16 protein-coding genes and 1 pseudogene are annotated in these 20,356 nt (G+C 68.2%); 8 read left to right on the forward strand and 9 right to left on the reverse strand.

Annotated elements, in window-relative coordinates; genetic code table 11:
• Positions 1-276: 276 nt before the first annotated feature.
• A complete protein-coding gene (locus ACWDEN_RS28575) occupies positions 277-1,206 on the reverse strand; it encodes a diacylglycerol/lipid kinase family protein (protein ID WP_450860569.1) in 930 nt (309 codons plus the stop codon).
• 495 nt (positions 1,207-1,701) lie between these two features.
• Between ACWDEN_RS28575 and ACWDEN_RS28580 the strand changes: the two genes are divergently transcribed.
• Entirely contained in the window at positions 1,702-2,805 is a 1,104-nt protein-coding gene (locus tag ACWDEN_RS28580; protein WP_351602234.1) for an AI-2E family transporter, read from the forward strand.
• A 395-nt stretch (positions 2,806-3,200) separates the two neighbouring features.
• Here the strand turns inward: ACWDEN_RS28580 and ACWDEN_RS28585 are convergent, their stop codons facing one another.
• From ACWDEN_RS28585 to ACWDEN_RS28605, 5 genes are all read right to left on the reverse strand, one after another.
• Positions 3,201-3,878 carry an HdeD family acid-resistance protein gene (locus ACWDEN_RS28585; RefSeq protein ID WP_351602237.1) on the reverse strand — a complete coding sequence of 226 codons (678 nt, stop codon included), beginning with the start codon at positions 3,876-3,878 and terminating at the stop codon, positions 3,201-3,203.
• A 222-nt stretch (positions 3,879-4,100) separates the two neighbouring features.
• Complete coding sequence (locus tag ACWDEN_RS28590) at positions 4,101-5,144, reverse strand: NAD(P)-dependent alcohol dehydrogenase (protein WP_450860571.1); 1,044 nt, start codon at positions 5,142-5,144, stop codon at positions 4,101-4,103.
• 23 nt (positions 5,145-5,167) lie between these two features.
• Complete coding sequence (locus ACWDEN_RS28595) at positions 5,168-6,442, reverse strand: cytochrome P450 (RefSeq protein WP_351602243.1); 1,275 nt, start codon at positions 6,440-6,442, stop codon at positions 5,168-5,170.
• A 62-nt stretch (positions 6,443-6,504) separates the two neighbouring features.
• The gene (locus tag ACWDEN_RS28600) at positions 6,505-7,908 is read right to left on the reverse strand and encodes an NAD(P)/FAD-dependent oxidoreductase (RefSeq protein ID WP_450860573.1); all 1,404 of its coding nucleotides are present in this window, start codon (positions 7,906-7,908) and stop codon (positions 6,505-6,507) included.
• Complete coding sequence (locus ACWDEN_RS28605) at positions 7,905-8,123, reverse strand: ferredoxin (RefSeq protein WP_225835830.1); 219 nt, start codon at positions 8,121-8,123, stop codon at positions 7,905-7,907. Before ACWDEN_RS28605 ends, ACWDEN_RS28600 begins: the two co-directional genes overlap by 4 nt.
• A gap of 753 nt (positions 8,124-8,876) precedes the next feature.
• Between ACWDEN_RS28605 and ACWDEN_RS28610 the strand changes: the two genes are divergently transcribed.
• From ACWDEN_RS28610 to ACWDEN_RS28635, 6 genes and pseudogenes are all read left to right on the forward strand, one after another.
• Positions 8,877-9,290: a hypothetical protein gene (locus ACWDEN_RS28610; RefSeq protein WP_450860575.1), complete on the forward strand. Its 414-nt coding sequence runs from the start codon at positions 8,877-8,879 to the stop codon at positions 9,288-9,290.
• 244 nt (positions 9,291-9,534) lie between these two features.
• The gene (locus tag ACWDEN_RS28615; RefSeq protein WP_351602253.1) at positions 9,535-9,957 is read left to right on the forward strand and encodes an SsgA family sporulation/cell division regulator; all 423 of its coding nucleotides are present in this window, start codon (positions 9,535-9,537) and stop codon (positions 9,955-9,957) included.
• A 40-nt stretch (positions 9,958-9,997) separates the two neighbouring features.
• Positions 9,998-10,327, forward strand: coding sequence for an NIPSNAP family protein (locus ACWDEN_RS28620; RefSeq protein WP_351602256.1), 330 nt, complete (start codon positions 9,998-10,000; stop codon positions 10,325-10,327).
• A gap of 869 nt (positions 10,328-11,196) precedes the next feature.
• Positions 11,197-11,550: an SsgA family sporulation/cell division regulator gene (locus ACWDEN_RS28625; protein WP_351602259.1), complete on the forward strand. Its 354-nt coding sequence runs from the start codon at positions 11,197-11,199 to the stop codon at positions 11,548-11,550.
• A 355-nt stretch (positions 11,551-11,905) separates the two neighbouring features.
• Entirely contained in the window at positions 11,906-12,259 is a 354-nt protein-coding gene (locus ACWDEN_RS28630) for an antibiotic biosynthesis monooxygenase family protein (RefSeq protein WP_351602262.1), read from the forward strand.
• 79 nt (positions 12,260-12,338) lie between these two features.
• Positions 12,339-13,473 (forward strand): annotated as a pseudogene (locus ACWDEN_RS28635) (IS630 family transposase).
• Positions 13,474-13,480: 7 nt separating this feature from the next.
• On the opposite strand, the gene ACWDEN_RS28640 reads toward ACWDEN_RS28635, so the two are convergent.
• The 3 genes from ACWDEN_RS28640 to ACWDEN_RS28650 form a co-directional block, all read right to left on the reverse strand.
• Positions 13,481-14,077, reverse strand: a complete 597-nt coding sequence (locus tag ACWDEN_RS28640; protein WP_351602265.1) for a TetR/AcrR family transcriptional regulator — start codon at positions 14,075-14,077, stop codon at positions 13,481-13,483.
• A gap of 120 nt (positions 14,078-14,197) precedes the next feature.
• Positions 14,198-15,706 carry an MFS transporter gene (locus tag ACWDEN_RS28645; protein ID WP_450860578.1) on the reverse strand — a complete coding sequence of 503 codons (1,509 nt, stop codon included), beginning with the start codon at positions 15,704-15,706 and terminating at the stop codon, positions 14,198-14,200.
• A 427-nt stretch (positions 15,707-16,133) separates the two neighbouring features.
• On the reverse strand, positions 16,134-16,787 hold the full coding sequence (locus ACWDEN_RS28650) for a TetR/AcrR family transcriptional regulator (protein WP_351602271.1): 654 nt from the start codon (positions 16,785-16,787) through the stop codon (positions 16,134-16,136).
• Between the two features lie 249 nt (positions 16,788-17,036).
• Here ACWDEN_RS28650 and ACWDEN_RS28655 point away from each other — a divergent pair, with 249 nt between their 5' ends.
• Entirely contained in the window at positions 17,037-20,258 is a 3,222-nt protein-coding gene (locus ACWDEN_RS28655; protein ID WP_450860580.1) for a bifunctional cytochrome P450/NADPH--P450 reductase, read from the forward strand.
• Positions 20,259-20,356 lie beyond the last annotated feature (98 nt).

Below are 20,356 nucleotides of genomic sequence, written 5' to 3' on the forward strand. Positions count from 1 at the left end.
GGTCCGGCGACCCTGTGTGCAGCGGTGGTGAACAGCGATGTCCCGGTGAGCGGCACACGGTGCGGTATGTGTCATATCAGAGAAATTCGCTCTTTCTGATGAAATCATCAGATGTAATGGCTTGGACGTCAAGACCCTCATAGGTGATCGAAAAGTCAGATGCTGGGGCTCCAGGTCACGGCTTCGCAGGTGAATGGACGGGTAGCGGGTTCCGCCGGGCATGCGCGGCGGGCGGGAGCGGCTCCCCAAGGTTCAGACCACCCGGCGAATGGCGGCTCACCCTGGCGATCGCTCGGCAGGCTGGGCGCCGGGACGATGCCGGGGAACCCATACCCGGAGTGCCCGAGGGCTGATGCGGCACCGCACGGGAGTCGGCAGGCTGACGGCTTCGCCGTCCAGCCCGGCGGGGAGGGCCGGGACGTCGGCGTAGACGACGACGTCGTCGGGCGTGGCGAGACGGGTGAGGCCGTGCGGTTGCCCGCTGCGCAGCCTCGTGGCCGTCTCGGCGGGCGTCTCCGCCCTGGCGGCCAGTACTCCCAGGAGGCCGGAGTCGAGGTGCGCCCGCCTGCCGAGCCCGACCGGGTCGTCGAACTGGTAGGGATTGTTGCTCACCAGCACGGCATCCGGCCCGTCAACGGTGAGCAGCCCGGTGCGGACCACCAGCTCCGGGCCCTCGTGCCGGGCCAGGAATTCCGGAAGGATGCGCACTGCCGTGCCAAGCTTGTCGTCCCGATAAGCCGGGTCCTGCACCAGGGCGGCATAAGCACCGAACGAGACGTTGTTGACGAACGCCCGCTCGCCTGCGTACCCCAGATCCACGCGCAGCTCGACGCCATCCGTGAGGGCCTCCAGCGCAGCCGAGGGGTCCCCACGGTCCAGGCCGAGATCCATGGCGAAGTGGTTGCGGGTACCCGCCGGAATGACCACGAAGGGCAGGCCGCTCTCCGCGGCCACCTCGGCGACAAGCGCCTGGGTACCGTCTCCGCCGGCCACGCCCAGCAGATCCGCACCGTCGTCCACCGCGCGTCGGGCTACCGTCGCCAGGTCCTGGGGGAGGGAACGATCGATCAGGACCACCTGGGCTCCGAGCGTGCGGGCGCGTTCCGCGATCCGGAACCGGCTCGCCTTCCCTCCACCCGAACGCGGATTCACGACCAGGCAGGGCCGCCGCGCGCCAGTCGTCGGCCGCGGCGCGCTCTCGGTCACGGCGCGTACCCGAAAGCCGCATGCATCAACCGGGCGCACCTCACTGGCGACAGCACGACTGCCGCGATCACGCCCGCACCTGACGGCTCCCTCCCCCACCGGGCCGACGGTCCGGCGATTGCGCCTGCGGCCACCGCCACCATGACACTTCCTTCGACAGTTACGGCCTACGGCATCAGCTTGCAGCTCGGCCTGGGGATCCGCACCTGGGATACGGCGGTGCCCCGAACGCCTTCACCACCCCCGAGCCGACGCCGACTCCCCGGTTGAGAGTCCGACCGGGGCCCTTCTCCAGCGCCAGCCGCACCGAGGCGAATACGCCCAGGAAGTGACGGACGCGTCAGCCTCGGGGGCGATCCGTTGGGGACGGCCGAAGCATCCATTACCGCAGCCCGAAGTAGACGGGGGTCACGTAGGATAGCGCCGGGAAATATCGCCCACCGGGCGAAGAGGTCTCCTCGTTTTCCCGTGACCGGGGCTGGGCACCCGATGCCCATGGCGACGCGTCCGGTTCCGGTGCGAACCATCCTCGCCACCATTGGCCTGGTGCTCGCCACCTACGTCGTACTCGAGCTGGTGGTCCAGGCTCGACGGGTCCTGATCTGGGCGGTCATCGCGTTGTTCCTGGCCGTCTCACTTCATCCGGCGGTCGAAGCCCTGCAGCGACGGGCGCCGCGGTGCCGACGGTCGGTGGCCGCCTTGCTGGTCTTCCTGGCTGCGGCCGCGGCCGTCGGCGCGGTGATCGCCCTGTTCGTCATCCCCCTGGCCCAGGAGGGAAGCCGGTTCGCCGGTCGCCTGCCCGCGATGATCAGGGACGCCCAGGCCGGCCGCGGGCCAGTCGGCAACCTGCTGGAACGGACGCACGCTCTGCAGTATGTCCAGCACCATCAGGCGCAGATCCACACATTCGCCACCGGACTGAGCACGCCCGTCGCGAAGTTCCTCCGCGGTGCAGCGAGCACCGCGGCGGGCGCTCTCACCATTTTCGTGCTGGCCTATCTGATGGTGCTGGAGGGCCCCAAGGCCATAGACCGGTCCCTGGCCCTCGTGGACGAGGCGCCCGCGGCCCGCATACGCCGCGTCGGAGCCGCGTGCGCCCGTACCGTCAACGGCTATCTGACCGGGAACTTGCTGATCAGCGTCATCTGTGGGCTTCTGACCTACGTCGTGCTGCTGGTTTCCGGAGTGCCGTTCGCCGGCCTGCTGGCCCTCTTCGTCGCCGTGACCGACCTCATTCCCCTGGTGGGAGCCACCATAGGAGCTGTCGTCGCCTCCGCAGTGGCGTTCGTCCACTCCCTGCCGGCCGGCATCGGGGCCATCATCTTCTTCATCGTCTATCAGCAGGCCGAAAACCACCTCCTGCAACCGGTCATCCTGTCTCGGACGGTGAAACTCAACCCCCTCACCGTGCTGCTGGCCACCCTGATCGCCGCCGAAGTCGCCGGGATCCTCGGTGCCCTGCTGGCGATTCCCGTCACCGGCATCGTCCAGGTCGTCCTCGGTGACATCTGGGCTCACCGCGGCGGTCGGACACTGGGGCTGCCGACACGGACAGACAACAACCCCGAGAACGCCGACCGTTCCGACGCCCCCGAATAACGGCCTAACGGAATCCGGCAGCCCAAGCGCAACGAGCAGTTCGCTCAGGTCGACGACTGCGCCTTTCTCCGTCAGGCGAAAGAAGGTTGACAGGCAGACACGGTCAGTGTTCGAGCGGCCCTGGACGTCGGACTGACCAAACACCTCGGTTGCCGCTGCGGTGGTCACCGGGAGGGCTTCTCCGCTTCTCCGGCTCGGGCGGAACGTGGGTGCGGCCCTGATGAATGAGCCGATGCCCGAGATCGCCCTGCCCAGTTGGGCGCGCCGCACGACGCCAGCGTCGCCATCACGGCCGCGTCCACTGCGATGAGCGTGAAGGACCGCTCGCCGCCGACGGCCCGCGGACGTCGCGCGATGTCGCTGCTCGCCGCGTCCGGTCGATCCGGCTCGGCCGGTCAGTGCTGGGGGTGCGGACGTGCGTGGAACAGGGGGCGCCGCTGGGGGGCCGTGCCGGCAGCCAGATGGCCGATCTCGACGCGTGTCCTGATGGCACGGACCACTTCGGTCAGGCCGACGACGATGGCCATGACGCCCACTACCAGCGTGAGTGTCGCGATGGAGGCGAACGGCATGACGATCATCACGATGCCGGCCATGGTGCCGATGATGCCGAAGGCCACGTGCCAGCCGCGCGCCGGCATGGTCTGGTCGGAGGCCGCCGCGACCGTCTCCAAGGTGCCCCGAAGCAGCCAGCTGAAGCCGATCCACAGGGCGAGCAGAAAGACCGACTCGAGGGGGCCCCGGAGGCAGACCAGTCCCAGCAGGATGGAGGCCGCGCCGGTGATGAAGTGCAGTACGCGAAGATGCCGGGGAACGTGGGTGCCGAAGGCGGCGGCGAGTTGGAAGACACCGGTGGCCAGCAGGTAGACGCCGAAGAGCACGCCGACGACGCGGAGCGTCTCGCCCGGCCAGACCAGGGCGATGACGCCCAGGGCGATGGTGGCGAGGCCCATGGTGAGCAGGAACTGCCAGCCCATGTTCGCCAGAGCGGCGATGCCTTCGGCCGCAGGACCTTCTTGTGGGTCGGTGCCACGTGGCGGAACGGAACCGGAGGAATCGGAAGGATATGTCATGGCACCTACCTCCTTCTGCGAGCAGCATGGCCACGTCACTACATGTCCATCGTCACCCCATCAGCCTCATGTCGCTCGGCGGAAAGGGCAGGGGACCGTGGCGCATGAGGTGTTCCGGGCAAACTCCTCCGCCCTGCGGGAGCCGGGGTGCGTATCCGCCGGACCGTCCGATGCCGGCGGCCAGGCCCAGTCGTGGTGTCCCGTTCGGGTTGACGACGGCATTCACACGTGTGGGGTGATGACGGCGCGTCCCTGGATCCTGCCGTCGTGCAGGAGCTGGTAAGCCTCGTTGGCGCGCTGCAGCGGAAAGTGCTCGACCAGCATCTTGATCTTGTCCTGCTGGGCGAGGGTGATCACTTCCATCAGTTCGGTGAGGGACCCCCAGTAGGGCGAGGCGACCGAGCACTCGTGCGGCGGGCTGGAGAAGTCGACGGGCAGGGCTCCGCCGCCGAGGCCGACAATGGTCAGGTGCCCGAGCATCCTGGCCACCCGGGCAGCCATCCGCAGGGTCGCGTCCATGCCCACCATGTCCAGCACGAGCTGAGCGCCCTGCTGCTCCGTCATGTCCCTGATGCGCGCGATCGCCTCGTCGCCCGACAGCAGAGCCTCCTCGGCGCCCAAGCGCTGGGCGGTCTCCAGCTTGCCGGCGTCGGTGTCCACGGCGACGACGGTGGTCGCCGCGCTGAGCGCGCGCAGAATCTGGATGGTCATCTGGCCCAGACCGCCGGCCCCGATCACGACCGCGGTCGAGCCCGGTCCCAGCAGGTGCAGCGACCGCTTCACAGCGTGATAGCCGGTCAGTCCGGCGTCGCTGAGCGGGGCGGCCTGGCGGGGATCGAGGGTGCCGAGCGGAATCAGGTAGCGCGCCGCCGGGACCAGCAGGTACTCGGCCATGCCGCCGTCGTGTCCACCGCGCAGGCCCGGTCCCTCACCCGCGCACTTCTGGCAGTAGTTTTCCCTGCCCTCTAGGCAGTTGGCGCACCCTCCGCAGCCCCAGGCGCCGTAAACGATCACAGGGTCCCCGGGCGCGAACCCAGTGACGCCCGGTCCCAGCCGCTCCACCCACCCGGCGTTCTCGTGCCCGAGCGTGAAGGGCGGATTCGTGAAGCCGGGCAGCGGTCCGGGTGCCTGCATGATGTGCAGATCGGAGTGGCAGGCACCGGCACCCGCGACCTTCACCAGGACCTGTGCCGGCCCGGGCTCCGGTGTCGGCACCTCGCGCAGCTCGGGCGGCTGCCGCCAGCCGACGAGTCGAAAAGCCCGCATGGCGATCCTTTACGCGACGCTGGTCAGTCGCGGATGCCGTCGATGTCGACGAGGACGTGGCGGGGTCCGCGGAAGATCTGGTTGTGGCGGTACGGCGGCGGATCCTCGACGAGCCGGGGGTTCTGTACCCGGCGGACGAACTCGCCGACCGCGATCTGAACCTCGAGTCGCGCGAGCGGGGCGCCGAAGCAGAAGTGGATGCCCTGGCTGAACCCAAGGTGTTCGTTGTCGCGGCGTTCGAGGTCGAGCCGGTCGGGGTCGGTGAACCGTTCCGGGTCGCGGTTCGCCGACCCGTACGCCAGGAAGATCGGAGCCCCCTTGGGGATGGTGGTGCCGGCGATGTCGATGTCTTCCAGTGCGGAGCGGGTGTGCCAGAACTGCACGGACGACTCGAAGCGCAGCAGTTCCTCCACCGCGGGCACGATCAGCTCCGGACGGCGGCGCAGCTCCTCCAGCGCTTCGGGGTGCCTCAGCAGCGTGAGCACGCTGTGGGCGATCAGGTTGACGGTGGTTTCGTGTCCCGCGAAGATCAGGAGCAGGGCGTTGCTGGCGAGCACGCCCTTGGACATCCGTCCCTCCGTGCCGTCCTCGTTCACCATGGCCGAAAGCATGCCCGGGCCGGGCTGGTCGGCGTACCGGTCGAGCAGGTCGGCTGCGAACTGCCCGAAGTCCTGCACGGCCCGCCGTCCGCCGGCCAGCCGGCTCCGGATCTCTTCGGACGCGGCCTCGGGGCCGAAGTCCAGGGCGTCCAGGGCGGTCTCGATCCAGTGGTGGAAGCGTGGCTCGTCCTCCAGCGGCACGCCCAGGACCTTGCAGATCACCGTCACCGGCAGGGGGTAGGCGAAGTCGTCGACGGCGTCGATCCGGTTCTTGCCCTTCATGCCGTCCAGGAGCCCGGCCACGATGCGATGGATCTCGGGCTCCAGGTCGGAGATCAGGTGAGGGGAACGGGGAGGCCCGACGAAATGCGGCATCATCGTCCGGCGGTCCCTATCGTGCTCGGGGGGATCCTGGGTGATGATGTTCGGCTCCAAGGAGATGACCGCCTCCGTGATCGGCTCGGCCTCCGCCTCCGCCGCTCCCTCGGCCGGGGTGGCGGCCGGAACGGGGCACTTGCGTGGATCCGAGCTGACCCGGGGGTCGTGGAGCAGCGTGACGATCTCCCGGTAGGTGCTGACGACATAGGTTCCGTCCGGCTGCCGCGCCACCGGTGTCTTGCGCAGTTCCTCGTAGAAGGGGTACGGGTTGGCGCGGTTGGCGTAGCGCAGCGCCTGCTGCCAGGGGGTTTCCTCGGCCACGAGGCTCCCCTCCTTCTTCCTGTCGGTGCTGTCCGCTTGCACGCACGGCCCGGCGGCCCGGGTCAGTGGCGCCGGGACCGGAACTCGGCCGTCCGCTCGCTCGGGGCATGGCCGGTCAGGACGACGTCGGGGACCGCCGTCGGGACCCTGGGGTCCGGGAACTCGGCCGGCATCGGCTTCATGTCGGGCGGCTGGTCCCAGCCCGGCGGCGGAGGCGGGAATGGACCTGATTGCTCGATCAGCTTCCCGTAGTACTCGAGCCACTTGCCGTGATCGAAGGTGACGGCCGCGACGATGCGGCCTCGGCGGCCGTAGGCGGCGGCGAAACGGCGCTCCTCGACGGACCCCTGGGTGAAGACGATCTCGTCACCGAAAGGCGGCACCCCGACGGACTTGATGTTCACGCCGAACTGACCGGACCAGAAGCCGGGCAGCAGCAGATGCGGACGATAGTGGGGTTCGAGGTTCACCATGTTGTGCGCCGCGACCTCGGCGCCGAAAACGGCGTTGTCCCAGTGCTCCATCGCCAGGAACTGGTACTCGTACAGCACATGCGGCGCACGCGCCACGTCCCCTGCCACGTAGATGCTGTCGGTGACCACACCGTTGATGTCGAAGGCCCGGCCACCGGCGTCGCACCCGACACCCCAGAAACCGGCCGCCAGCCCGGAGCCCTCCAGCCATTCCACGTTCCGGATCGATCCCAGGGAGGCCACCACCACATCGGCGTCGACAGTGGTGCCGTCGGACAGGCGTGCCCGCCGCACATGCCCTTCGGGGTCGCCCTCCAGCGACGACACGCCCAGCCCGCAGCGCAGGTCCACGCCATGATCGCGCTGCATCTGCGCGGCGATCTCCCCGATCACCCCGCCGAGTGCGCCGACCAGTGGCGCCGAACCCCGCTCGACGACGGTCACCGGGATGTCGAGCTCCCGACACACAGAGGCCACTTCCGAGCCGATGAACCCGGCACCGATCACCAAAACTCGCGACGGCGGCTCAGCCAGCTCCTTCTGCAGCTGCGCGGCATCATCACGCGAGCGAATCGTGTGCACCCCGTGCAGGGCTGCCTCGGCCGGGTTCGGCCACTGCCGCGCGCGGGTGCCCGTGGCGATCAGCAACCGGTCGTACGGCACCTGCTCGCCGTCGGCCAGGCGTACCTGCTTGGTGGCCCGGTCCAGCCCGACGGCGGCCACCCCGAGCCGCCAGTCCGCATCCACTTCCCGCATACGGGGCAGCTTGGTGTGATCGGCCGGCACCCAGCCCTTGAGCACCTGTTTGGACAGCGGGGGACGGTCGTAGGGCTCGTACGGCTCGTCACCGATGATGGTCAGGGAACCGGTGAAGCCCCCCTCGCGCAGCGTCTCCGCGGCCCGCAGCCCGGCCAGAGAAGCACCCACGATGACGATCCGGCCGCTGGCCCGGAACTCCCGCACCAGCTCTGCGACCGTTGCCCGCAGAGTCATGGCGCCTCGCCCCGCTTCGCGCCGTCCAAGCGGTCGATCACGATGGCCTGCACCGGGCACGCCGCAGCGGCTCGCTCGACCTGCAGGCGCCGCTCGTCGTCGGGGTTCGGCTCATAGGTGAGCGCCTCCTGGCCGTTCAGCCTGAAGACCTCGTGCGCCAGATACACGCATTGCGCGTACCCCTGGCACCGATTCAGGTCCACGACGATCCGCATGGGCAGACTCCTTCCGTTCTGCCGCTCGCCCCGCTGCGGCGACCATCGACCCGGTCATGCAGCCTCGGTCATGAAGCCATCGGCCGGTTTCTAAAGTCCCGTCAAGACGACGGGGCTGGATGCCCCACCCGCCGCCCCGGCCAGGCCACCGAATGAGCAGGTTCGGTCCAGTTCGCTGCGCCGCTTCCTTCACGGTGACCCTTGTCGGCTGTGAGCGTGGGCGTAACCAAAAGGGGGCGCTGCATCGACGGTGTCGGCATCACGGTGCGCCCCAGTCATTACGCCCTGAAAAAATACTCGTCCCGCCTTCCGGCGATCGCAAACCCGCCACTACGGCGAACTGGATGCCATCCGTGACTTCGAGCCCTCACTCCCCGGGCTGAGGCATCTCCGGGCCGGTGCAGCCACCGATCGCCAGGTCCCGCTCCGGCCGCCGTCCCGCTGTCCGGCCAACCCGACCGCGTCCTGGCGCGTGCGCCGGGTGGACACACACCGCCGCGGCCGAGGCAAGGAAGGCCAGCGTGCCGGGGGCCGGCGACGGGCAGCTCGCGCTGAAGAGCGACATCTGCTCGCGCTCGCGCCAGCCGGTCAACGGTTGCCTTCGTCACTTCGACATTTCCATACGACGTATGGTAACAATGAAAGCGCGCTTCCATACGACGTATGGAACTGCTCGCTCGGATCACACCGGGCGTCATACATCGCCTGGCAGAACCGCCGTTGGCGCAGATCACCCCGCGTAAAGGAAAGATCATGAAGAAGCTCGCAAAGCGCATCGCCCTCACTGTCTCCTCCGTCGCGGTCGCTGGTGCCGCCGTCCTCGGTGCCGGTGGCACCGCTTCGGCCGCGCCCCTTGCGTCCACGCACGCCCAGCACCCGACCGACGGGGCCGTGGCCGCTGATTACAGCTGGGACCACGGTGTCGGCTACCTGCTCGAGCGGGGCTACTCCTGCGACGAGACCCGCGGCTGGCACCAGGACCGCAACGGCAGCGATTCGACCCGGCACGACTGCGACGGGCTCTACTACCGCGATGGCCACTTCTACCGCTGGGAGGGCGAGGGACACGGCTGGACGTCCGACAGGTCCTACCGCCACGACGGGAACCGCTGCGAGCACGACGGCGGGGGCAGGCACCACCATGACCTGGGCCGCGACGACCGGTGAGACGGGTATCGGCCATGAGCACAAGCAGTTCCCCTCGGCCCTGTCCCTGCCGACGGCGGAGATCCGTCTGGCGGTCGGGGGGCGGCGTCCCCGACTGCCGGCCGAGTGAGTGCAGCGCGACCCATCATGGGGTGCGCCGGTGCCGTCCGGCGCCCGCGCCCTGCTGTCCCGCCTCCGCCCGCGCTGCCTCTTCGGCACAGGCCGGTGTGAGGCACCGCCGAGCCATACCCAGGAGCGGAAGCCGATGAAGAAGTCCTTGAGAGCCGTAGAACGGCGGGTGACCGTGCGACTGGTCGTCTCGCACGTCTACTCGTTGCCCCTCTGCGTACGTCTGCGCTACGAGCCCGCTGATCCCTATGTCGTCCGTGCCGCCTTCTTCGTCGACTGTGATGAGCCGGTCGAATGGATCCTGGGGCGGGATCTTCTGGCTGACGGGCTGGAGGGTTCTGCAGGCCACGCGGATGTCCGGATCTGGTCGGCCGCAGGGCGGGGTGACGAGTCGATCTACATCGCCCTCGGTTCTTCCGCAGGCACCGCCTTGCTCGAGGTCCCCGTGCAGGACATCTCGTCCTTCCTTCTGGACACCCAGGCTCTGGTGCCACAGGGGACCGAGTCCGGACTCATCGACTGGGATGCCGAACTGGCACACCTCCTCCCCCAAGGCTGACCGCCGACCATCCATGCTCAGAAGTAAAGGAACCAGTGTCATGTCCCAGTACCAGCTTCGCGTCTACGCCCTGCGCAGCTCCGACGCGCTCGCCGCCTACGAGAAGATCTGGGCCCAGCACATTCCCGGTATGGCCAAGCACCGGATCACCACCCACGGCGTCTGGACGGTGCCCGCGGCGCCCGGAAGCGACACTCCCCGGCTGTACGCCCTCGTTTCCTACAAGGACGCCGACGACGTGCAGGAGCGGCTGGAGGCATACCTGTCGAGTCCAGAATTCCGCGCGGACATGGAGGGCTTCGACATCAGCCAGATCGTCGGCCTCGACGAGACCCTCCTGACGCCCACCGTGGACTCACCCTTGCGCTGACGGTCGGCCTGCGACGAGTGACGCGGCCAGAAGGGCCGGTATCCGGCGGCCCTGCGATGGTGGTTCCGGTGTCTTCGATGGCGACCCACCAGTGGTGGCCCTTGCTGGCATCGATACCGACCCATAAGCAGGGCACATGTGTGGTCATGTGCGTCGCCTCGGACTCGGACAACGTGCCGTTCCGGTCCAAGGACACCCCGCCGTCAGCTCCGTAAACGGCGGCCGATTCGCACATTTCAGTCAGCCGCCGGTCGTCCCGAAGAGCGGGGCGGCCACTCCACCGGAGCCACCGCGGGCAAGCGACTTCAGAGCCACACCCCACTCTTCCGGACCGCCAAACACCTTACGGAGCGGTTTTGCAGTCGAGCCCTTCCGGTCAGGGGTTGTCTCAGTCTCGTTGCAGTTGCTGGGACCGTTACACAGACTGCGGTTGGGGCCGCGGCGTCAGCTACGTGTGGGACGACAACCACGGCCGGCGTCGAGGTGGGGACCGTGACGAGTCGGTCCACTACCACCACGACCGGTACAGCGTCGATCGCTGAGACCAAGGGCGCCCTTTGTCCGGCAACCACCGTTGGCCACATCTCCGTGATGGCCCCGGCCGGCAGTGGTGGCCTCGCCTGCCCCCGTCGGCCGGGCGCCCTCGCGACGGCACGAAGAACTGCTCCTGCGGGTGTCCTCGTGCCGACCGCCACCGGTCCTCGCAGTAACCGCTTCTCTGTGCAGCCCCTTTGAATCCGACGACAGCCCTTCCGATGGCCCTCCCCGAATGACTCGAAGCACCAGGAGTAAGACCAATGAAGTCATTGAGAACTGTGATCCAGGGGCTACCTGTGAGGCTTGTCGGCGTGCATGCGACGTCCTTGCCCATGATCATGAATCTGCGGTACGAGCCGAGTGATCCCTACGTGGTCCATGCCGCATTTACCACCGATGTCGACAGCGACGAGCCGGTGGAATGGATCATCGGACGCGATTTGCTGATCGACGGCCTGGAGGGCCCCGCCGGCAAGGGAGACGTTCGCATATGGCCCACCGGCGAGGCAGGCTGCCGCGACTTGTACATCCTTCTCAACCCGCCGTCCGGTACGGCCCTGCTCAAGGCCCCAGCGCAGGAATTCAAGGCGTTCCTGCAGGAAACGGAGGCAGTGGTGCCCCGGGGGGCCGAGCTCGGCCACAGCGACTTCGACCGCTTGCTGGCGCACTTCCTCGCCGAAAGGTGAGTCCTGTCAGGGGGCGACCTGAGGCAGGCACACGGACGTCTGCGCCTCGGTGTTCACCGCCATGGTGAGTGGCTGTCCGCAGTCGTGGCGTCGAGGGCGGCCGGGCCGAAGCCAGCCTCGGTCAGGGCAGCCTCCGTCGCATCGCCCACCTTCCCGCGCTCCCTAGTGCCGCATCAGGCAACGCTCGCCCTGGAGTTTCCCGTCCCTGGCACCGTTCTGCGAGCCGGAAGGCTCGCCGCCGTTTCCCGGAGCTGGCGGAGAGTTCGGATGGCTTCGGTCAAGAGCCCGATCCCTCATGTATCCCGTCCGGCAAAGACGCTGGATCGTTGGGCGCATCGCGCCTTACGGTGACGACATGAGCGATCACTCGGAAGCGCCTGTCGCGCCCGTCGAGACGTATGAACCCCCCTACTACGTGGCGGTCTTCACCACGGTGCGAACCCAGGACCAGAGCGGCTACAGCGAGACCAACACACGCATGGAAGACCTGGTGAAGGACGTCCCTGGGTTCCTGGGGATGGACCACGCGCAGACTCCTGGCGGGCTGGGCATCACTGTCGGGTATTTCCGTGACGCCGACGCCCTCGCGGAGTGGCGGAGCAACGCCGAGCACCGCGCGGCACAAAAGCGTGGGCGAGCCGAGTGGTACCAGAGCTACACGCTGCATGTAGCGAAAGTGGAGCGGAGCCACGGGTTCACGCGAGCATAGGTCGGCAGAGCCCGACAGCAGACTGCCCAACCGGAGTCACCTACTGGTCCGGCAAGCGCCGTCCCGCCAGGCTGTCCGGGTGGCAGAACGAGTACGTGTCCGCGAGATCGATGACGACGAGGGACAGCGCCTGCTGCGCATCATCCGCAGGCGCACCGGCTCGGTGGTGGCCTGGCGGCGGGCCCAAATGGTGCTGCTGTCCGCCCAGGGCATGCCGGTGGCGACGATCGCCGAAGTGACGTTCACCAACACAAACCGGGTCCGGGACGTGATCCACAACTTCAACACCGACGGATTCGACCTGCTCTGCCCCAAGTACAAAGGTGGGCGACCGAAGACCTTCGCCCTGCCGGAACGCCGGGAGATCAAGAAGATCGCCAAGTCGAAGCCGGCCGAGCACGGCCTGCCGTTCTCGACCTGGAGCCTGGCAAAGCTGGCCGACTTCCTGGTCGCCGAGGGGGTGGTCCACGACATCAGCCATGAGGGACTGCGGGCCCTGCTCCGCAAGGAGGGCGTGTCCATTCAACGCGTGAAGACCTGAAAGACCTCCCGCGACCCCGACTACGCCGCCAAGAAGGCCCGCATCGAGCACCTCTACGCGATTGCCGACAGCGAGGTCATACCTGAGGACGGCGATCCGGACGTCGTCTTATGCCTCGACGAGTTCGGCCCGCTCAACCTCCAGCCTTATCACGGGAGACAGCGGGCTGAGCGTGGTGGACAGCACAAGGACCCCAACCGGGAGCCCCGGCCCCGCTGACGGGCGACCTACACCCGCCCGCACGGGGTCAGGCATCTGGACGCCGCCTACGACCTGGCCCGGGACAAACTCTACGGCCACATCAAGCCGAAGAAGAATCGGACGAGGTTCCTGGAATTCTGCCGCTACCTGCGCAGCCTCTACCCGCCCGAGACCCGGATCGCGATCGTGCTCGACATTTTCTCCCCGCACCTGACCACGAGGAAGGACACCCGGGTCGGCGACTGAGCCGCGGCCAACAACATCGAGTTCGCCTACACACCAACCAACAGCTCCTGGCTGAACCGCATCGAGGCCCAGTTCACCGCCTTGCGCTACTTCGCGCTGGACAGCACCGACCATGTCAGCCACAGGGAGCAGGGCAGCATGATCCGCCGCTTCGCCATCTGGCGGAAACATACAAACTGCCAACGAAAACCTCTGCGAGGTAGTTGACAGGGCAAAAGTTGCCTGATGCGGCACTAGGACCAACCTCGCAAAGCGGCGTCCACGACGGCGTCCACGGTGTCGCGCCCCAGGTTGTTCCCGACGAAGAAACGCTCGAAGAACAGCGGCCCGGCGGTGGCCATGGCAAATGTCTCGGGGGTGACGTCGGGCCGGAGCTGGCCGCGCTCGACGGCTGTGGTAACCGCGGGACGCAGGGCGTCGGCGATCTGGTTCAGCAGTGACTCCCGGAGGCGGCGCATGCCTTCGTCGTGCCGTGAGCCCCCGAGGACCGCGGCAAGGACGGCCCCCGATTGCTCGTCGTCCCAACGCTCGGCGAGCACGTTCAGACGGTAAATGAGCTCCGCTCGCGGATCGTTGCCCGAAGCGGCCCGAAGCTCCTCGGGTACCGGAGGGAGAGGGGGCATGCCGGCCTCCAGCGCGGCCAGGCGGAGGTCGAGAAGGCTCGGCCAGTGCCGGTAGACGGTTGCCCTGCCGACGCCGGCACGAGTCGCAACCGTTTGATGTGTCACGGCCTCCAGCCCACCTTCCGTGAGCAACGCGGTGGCCGCCGCGACCATGGCCTGACGACTGCGCAATAGACGCGGATCTGTTCGATCTTCCACCTGGTACACCTTCCGCTGATAGAACCCGAGTCGCAGCCACTATGGGACATCCATTGAGCAGGGGAGGGGAGCCGCAAAGAGTCTGTTCGCCCCCCTCGAAGGCGGGCCCTCAAAGCACTGCTTGTCCCGCTACATGTGCACGACAGGTGCGGCGTTCTCGTTCTGCTGGGGCACACCCCGGCGGTAAAGGAGGGAGGTGACGACCAGGCCGGTGACGAAGACGGCCGCCGACCCCCAGTAGGCCGTGGAATAGCCCGCGAGGCCGGCCTGAGCCAGGACGCCGGGGTTCTTGGGGTTGCGGCCGGAGAGGTAGCCGGTGGTGGCGTCGGATGCCATCGTGCTGAGCAAGGCGATGCCGATGGAGCCGCCCACCTGTTGAAGCGTGTTGACGGCGGCCGACGCAACGCCGGCATCGGCGGCCGCCACTCCGGAGGTCGCCAGGCTCATGGCGGGCGCGATGACCGTGCCCAGCCCGATGCCGACGAGTATCAGCTGGGGCAGTACCTGCGTCACGTATCCGCTGTTCAGGTCCAGCTTGGTCATCCAGATCAGCCCGGCGGCCGCAATGGCCATGCCCAGCGGGACCACCGGCTTCGGTCCTATGCGCGCCACCAGGACGTTGTTGGCCACGGCGGAGGCGGACGACGAGGCCACGATCAGGGGCACGAAGGCGAAGCCGGTGTTCAGAGCGCTGTAGCCGAGGCTCTGCTGCAGGTAGTAGGTCAGGAACAGGAACACGCCGAACATGCCCGCGCCGGTGACGAAGAGGGCGGCGAAGGAGGCACCGCGGTTACGGTCCAGCAGGACCCGCAGGGGCAGCAGCGGAGACGCCGCCCTGCTCTGCCACCACACGAAGACGGCCACCAGTACAGCACCGGCCGCCAGCATGCCCCAGGTCGCCACTGAGCCCCAGCCGTGCGTCTCGGCGTTCGAGAACCCGTACACCAGGCAGAACAGTCCGATGGAGGCCAGCAGAGTGCCGGGGACGTCGAGCCTGGAGGACGTGTCGCGCGGGGTGCGGTGCAGCAGGGCCGCCCCGCCGACGAACGCCACCACCGCGAAGATCACGTTGACGTACATGGTCCAGCGCCAGTCCAGGTACTGGGTCAGCACGCCGCCGAGGATCAGGCCGATGGCTCCGCCTGCACCGGCGACCGATCCCGCGACAGTGAAAGCTTTCGCCCGCTCGCGCGGATCGGTGAAGGTGGTCATCAGGACCGACAGGGCCGACGGGGCCAGCAGGGCGGCGAACAGGCCCTGGACGGCGCGCGCGACGACGAGCATGGCGAAACCGTTCGCCGCGCCTGCCACCATGGAAGCGGCCGCGAAGCCGGCCAGACCCACCAGGAACGTCACCTTCTGCCCGACCAGGTCCGCGACCCTGCCGCCGAGCAGCAGCAGACTGCCGAAGGCCAGCGCATAGGCGGTGACCACCCACTGCCGGTCGGCGTCCGAAAAGCCCAGGTCGTGCTGGGCGGACGGCAGGGCGATGTTCACGATGGTGCCGTCGAGGACACCCATCAGCATCGACAGGGAAATGACCAACAGAATCCACCAGCGACGCCGGTGCGACAGGTCGGGCACATTCTCAGCTGCGGTCTCGGCGCCGCAAGCAACGACGGTGGCGTTCTGGGACATGGGGGCAGCCCTCCGGACAGCGAATGGGCGATGGAGGAAGCGAATGGGCGATGGAGGAAGAGAGAAAAGAACGGATCGAGAGATCGGGTAGGTCTCATCCGATACGGGGCGACACTTCGCGCTCACGGGCGGGAGCACTCGGCGGCGTAGCCGCCTCGGTGAACGGATGACGTGGGTGATTCAGCTCGACGAGGCCGACGGTCTCCCCCCTCAGGAGGGAGACCAGGAACAAGCCAACGACCATGGTCATTGCACGGTTCAGCGTCGGCATACGGCTGCCGTGTAGAGGCTGGATGTGGAGCCGCCCCGCCGGGCGGTCTCACCCGATGTGACGGGGTGGCTCCCGTGTGTCGCAGCCTGAGATCGCCCGACTGCGGGCGCGCCTCAGCCGCCAGCGCCTGGGGCGCAGCGTCTCAGGCTGACTGGCTCAATGGCCGGCGTGCCAGCCGTCACGACCGGCGGTGAGGCGGCTTTCCAGGCCCGTGATCAGCGTGTCCATCACGAGACGGAACATGTGGTCCTGGTCAGGGCCTTCGGGGGCCGCACCCGTAGAGCCAGGGTGTGCGTCCGCGGCCCCGTCTTCGTCGGCTTCAGGGCCGTGGGGCTTGAGGGTCGACCACTGGTGGAGTGCGCCGTTGAGTTCCGCGGTGAGGACGCCGATGACGACGGCGACCATCAGCGCGGCGATCTCCGAGACCTCTGACTGCGGCACACCGGCAGCGGCCACGATGGCGGTGAGGGCGGTCCAGAACGGGTCGTTGGGCTGGATGAAGTCCGGCTGGTGGCTGAACGAGTACGCCAGCAGTTTGGGGTGACGGTGCGCCAGGGTCCGGAAGTCCGTGGCGAGCAGACGGATCCGCTCCTGCCAGGGAGCGTCCTCCAGTGTCACGGTGCGGAACTGCGCTCCGACCATTCTCGTCACGCCGCGCAGCACGGCTTCCTTGTTCGGCACGTGGTGGTACAGCGACATCGGGTTCGCGTCGAGCTCGGTGGCGAGTTTGCGCATGGTGAGCGCCTCGACGCCGTCCTCGTCGATAAGCCGCAGGGCGGCGGTATAGATCCCGGCCTCCGTCAGAGGCACGTCTCTCTTCCTTGTTCCCCGCGGGGGACGTCTCACCTTCTTTTCCATACCTCGTACGGTACCAGTTCCGTACACGGTATGGAAATGAGCTTCACCACAGCGTTACCTGGACTCCCGGGGTTGCACTCCACTTTCCGTACCACGTATGGTTCCAATTCCATACAGCGTATGTTTCCGTACGGCGCCACGGCATCGACCTACGCAGCGCGCCCTTGCCCAACCCCTCCCCCCTCCGCAGAGGAGCAAGACATGACCACGCACTCCGCGAACGACCTTCACCCCATCCGGTCCCCGCGCGGGATCCCCCTCCTCGGCCACACGCCGCAGATCCCCGACACCAACCCGGTGGAGTACTTCGGTGAGCTGTCCAAGCAGTTCCCCGAGGGCATCTACGGCATGGACATCGCCGGCATCGAGCAGGTCTTCGTCTACGACCCGGACCTGGTGGCCGAGGTCAGCGACGAGACGCGGTTCTTCAAGCAGATCGACAAGACGCCGCTGCACCACATCCGGGACTTCGCCGGCGCCGGCCTGTTCACCGCCCACCAGCACGAAGAGGAATGGGGCAGGGCACACCGGATCCTGCTGCCGGCCTTCAGCCAGCGCGCCATGAGGAACTACTTCGGGCAGATGCTGGAGATCGCCCAGAACCTGGCGGGCAAGTGGGAGCGCCGGGAGGGTCAGCCGGTCAACATCACCGACGACTACACCCGCCTGACGCTGGACACCATCGCCCTGTCGGGGTTCGGCTACCGGTTCGACTCCTTCGACAAGGAGGAGCTGCACCCGTTCCTCAACGCGATGCTGGGCGCGCTGACCGAGTCGATGCGGCGCTCTCAGGAGCTGCCGATGATGACCAAGCTGCGCAGGGCCGATGCCAAGAAGTACGGCGAGAACATCCAGGTGATGCGCGAGCTGGTCGAGAGCGTGATCAAGGAGCGCCAGGAGGGCAAGGGCAGCGGTGAGGACGACCTGTTGGGCCTGATGCTTCAGGCCACCGACCCGGAGACCGGCAAGCGGCTGGACGTCGACAACGTGCGTGACCAGGTGCTGACGTTCCTGATCGCCGGTCATGAGACCACCAGTGGTCTGCTGTCGTTCGCCACCTACTCGCTGATGCGCAACCCGCACGTCCTGGCCCAGGCGTACGCCGAGGTGGACCGCCTGCTGCCCGGTGACACCGTGCCGGACTACGACACGATCATGCAGCTGGACGTCATCCCGCGGATTCTGGAGGAGACCCTGCGGCTGTGGGCTCCCATCCCGATGATCGCCAAGGCGCCCATCGAGGACACCGTCATCGGCGGCCGCTACGAGCTGAAGAAGGGCACACGGGTCAGCATCCTTGAAGGCCCGCTGCACACCCACCCCAAGGCGTGGGACAGGCCGGACGAGTTCGACATCGACCGGTGGCTGCCGGAGAACCGCGTCCAGCAGCACCCGCACGCCTACAAGCCGTTCGGCAACGGCGTTCGTGCCTGCATCGGCCGGCAGTTCGCGCTCACCGAGGCCCGCCTGGCCCTGACGCTGGTGCTGCAGAAGTTCAAGTTCTCGGACACCAGCGACTACGCGATGGACGTGCGGGAGGCGCTGACGCGCAAGCCCGGCAACTTCGAGCTGATCGTCCGGCGCCGTCAGGAGCACCAGCGGACCGTCTTCGGCGCCGCGGACCTGCAGCCCGGCGACACGCAGGCGCAGGCAGCGGTCAGCGGTGTGGGGGTGAACCTGACCGTCGCCTACGGCTCCAGCCTCGGCTCCTGCGAGGACCTGGCGCGCACCATCGCCGACCGCGGCGAGCGCTCCGGCTTCGGCACCACGCTGGTGAGCCTGGACGAGCTGGGTGACAACCTGCCCTCCGAGGGCCTGCTCGCCGTGGTGGCGGCCAGCTACAACGGCAAGGCTCCCGACAACGCCCAGCGCTTCGACGACCTGCTCGCCGCCGGGCTGCCCGAGGGTTCGCTGGCGAATGTGCGGTACGCGCTGCTGGGCGCCGGCAACACCCAGTGGGTGGCCACCTACCAGGCGTTCCCCAAGCGGATCGAGGAAGGTCTGCTGGCGGCCGGCGCCACGCCGGTCGTCGAGCGCGGCATCGCGGACGCCGCAGGTGACTTCGACGGCATGGCCACGCGGTGGATGAACACCCTGTGGGCCACTCTGGCCGAGGAGTACGCCGCCGACACCTCCCAGGCGAGCGGCCCCCGCTACGAGGTCCAGCTGCTCACCGAGTCCGACGTGCGTCCCGCCATCGTCTCCGAGCAGGCGTACGCGCTCACGGTGGTGGCCAACGAGGAGCTGGTGGCCGACGCGACCGGACTGTGGGACTTCCAGATCGAGCCGCCGCGCCCGTCGGCGAAGTCCATCACCTTCGAGCTGCCCGACGGCGTCACCTACGACACCGGCAACCACCTGGCCGTCTTCGCCAAGAACGAACTCGCCCTGGTGGAGCGCGCCCTGAGGCGGCTCGGCGTCGACTACGACCAGGTGCTCCGGCTCGACCAGCCGGCCGGTGGCCGCACCCACCTGCCGGTCGGCACCCCGGTCACCGCCGGCATCCTGCTCACCGAGTTCCTGGAGCTTCAGGACGTGGCCACCCGCTCCCAGATCCAGACGCTCGCCGAGCACACCGAGTGCCCGTGGACCCGGCCGCAGCTCCAGGCGTACACCGCCGACACCCAGGAAGCCGAGGAGCGCTACCAGAAGGAGATCCTCGGCAAGCGCATCTCGGTGCTGGGCCTGCTGGAGCGCTTCCCGGCCGTCGAGCTGCCGCTGGCGGTGTTCCTGGAGATGATGGGCCCCATCCGCCCGCGCTTCTACTCCATCTCCTCCGCCCCGTCGGCCAACCCGCGCCATGTGCGCCTGACCGTCGGCTTGCTGGAGGGCCCGGCCCTGTCCGGCGACGGCCAGTACCGCGGCACCTGCTCCGCGTACATCGCGGGCCTCGAGCCCGGAGACGTCGTCTACGGCTACGTCCGCGTCCCATCCCCGACGTTCGCCCCGCCCGCCGACCCCGCCACGCCGCTGATCCTCATCGGCCCCGGCACCGGCATCGCGCCGCTGCGCGGCTTCCTGGAGGAGCGGGCGACCCAGCACGCGAACGGCACCCAGGTGGGCGCGTCGCAGGTCTTCGTCGGCTGCCGCCACCCGGAGCACGACTACTTCTACCAGCAGGAGATGCAGGACTGGGAGCAGGCCGGGATCGCGCGGATCCACACCGCCTATTCCGCGGTGACCGGCCACCCGGCCCGGTTCGTGCAGAACGCCATCGCGAATGCGGCCGACACGGTGTGGCAGGCCATCGAGGACGGCGCGTACATCTACGTCTGCGGTGACGGCCGCCGCATGGCCCCCGCCGTCCGCGAGGCACTCGCCGCCATCCACCGCCAGAAGACCGGTTGCGACGACGAGGCCGCCCAGCAGTGGCTCGCCCGGCTCGAAGCGGACGAGCGCTACCAGCAGGACGTCTTCGCCTGACCGTCGCACGCCGTCAAGGCGTGTGCCCCTCAGCCGCCGGGAGGCGTGCGGCCCCGTCCTGCAACCCCCCACGCCTCCCGGCCACCACAAGCCCTCCA

Source organism: Streptomyces sp. NPDC001153, from assembly GCF_053598315.1.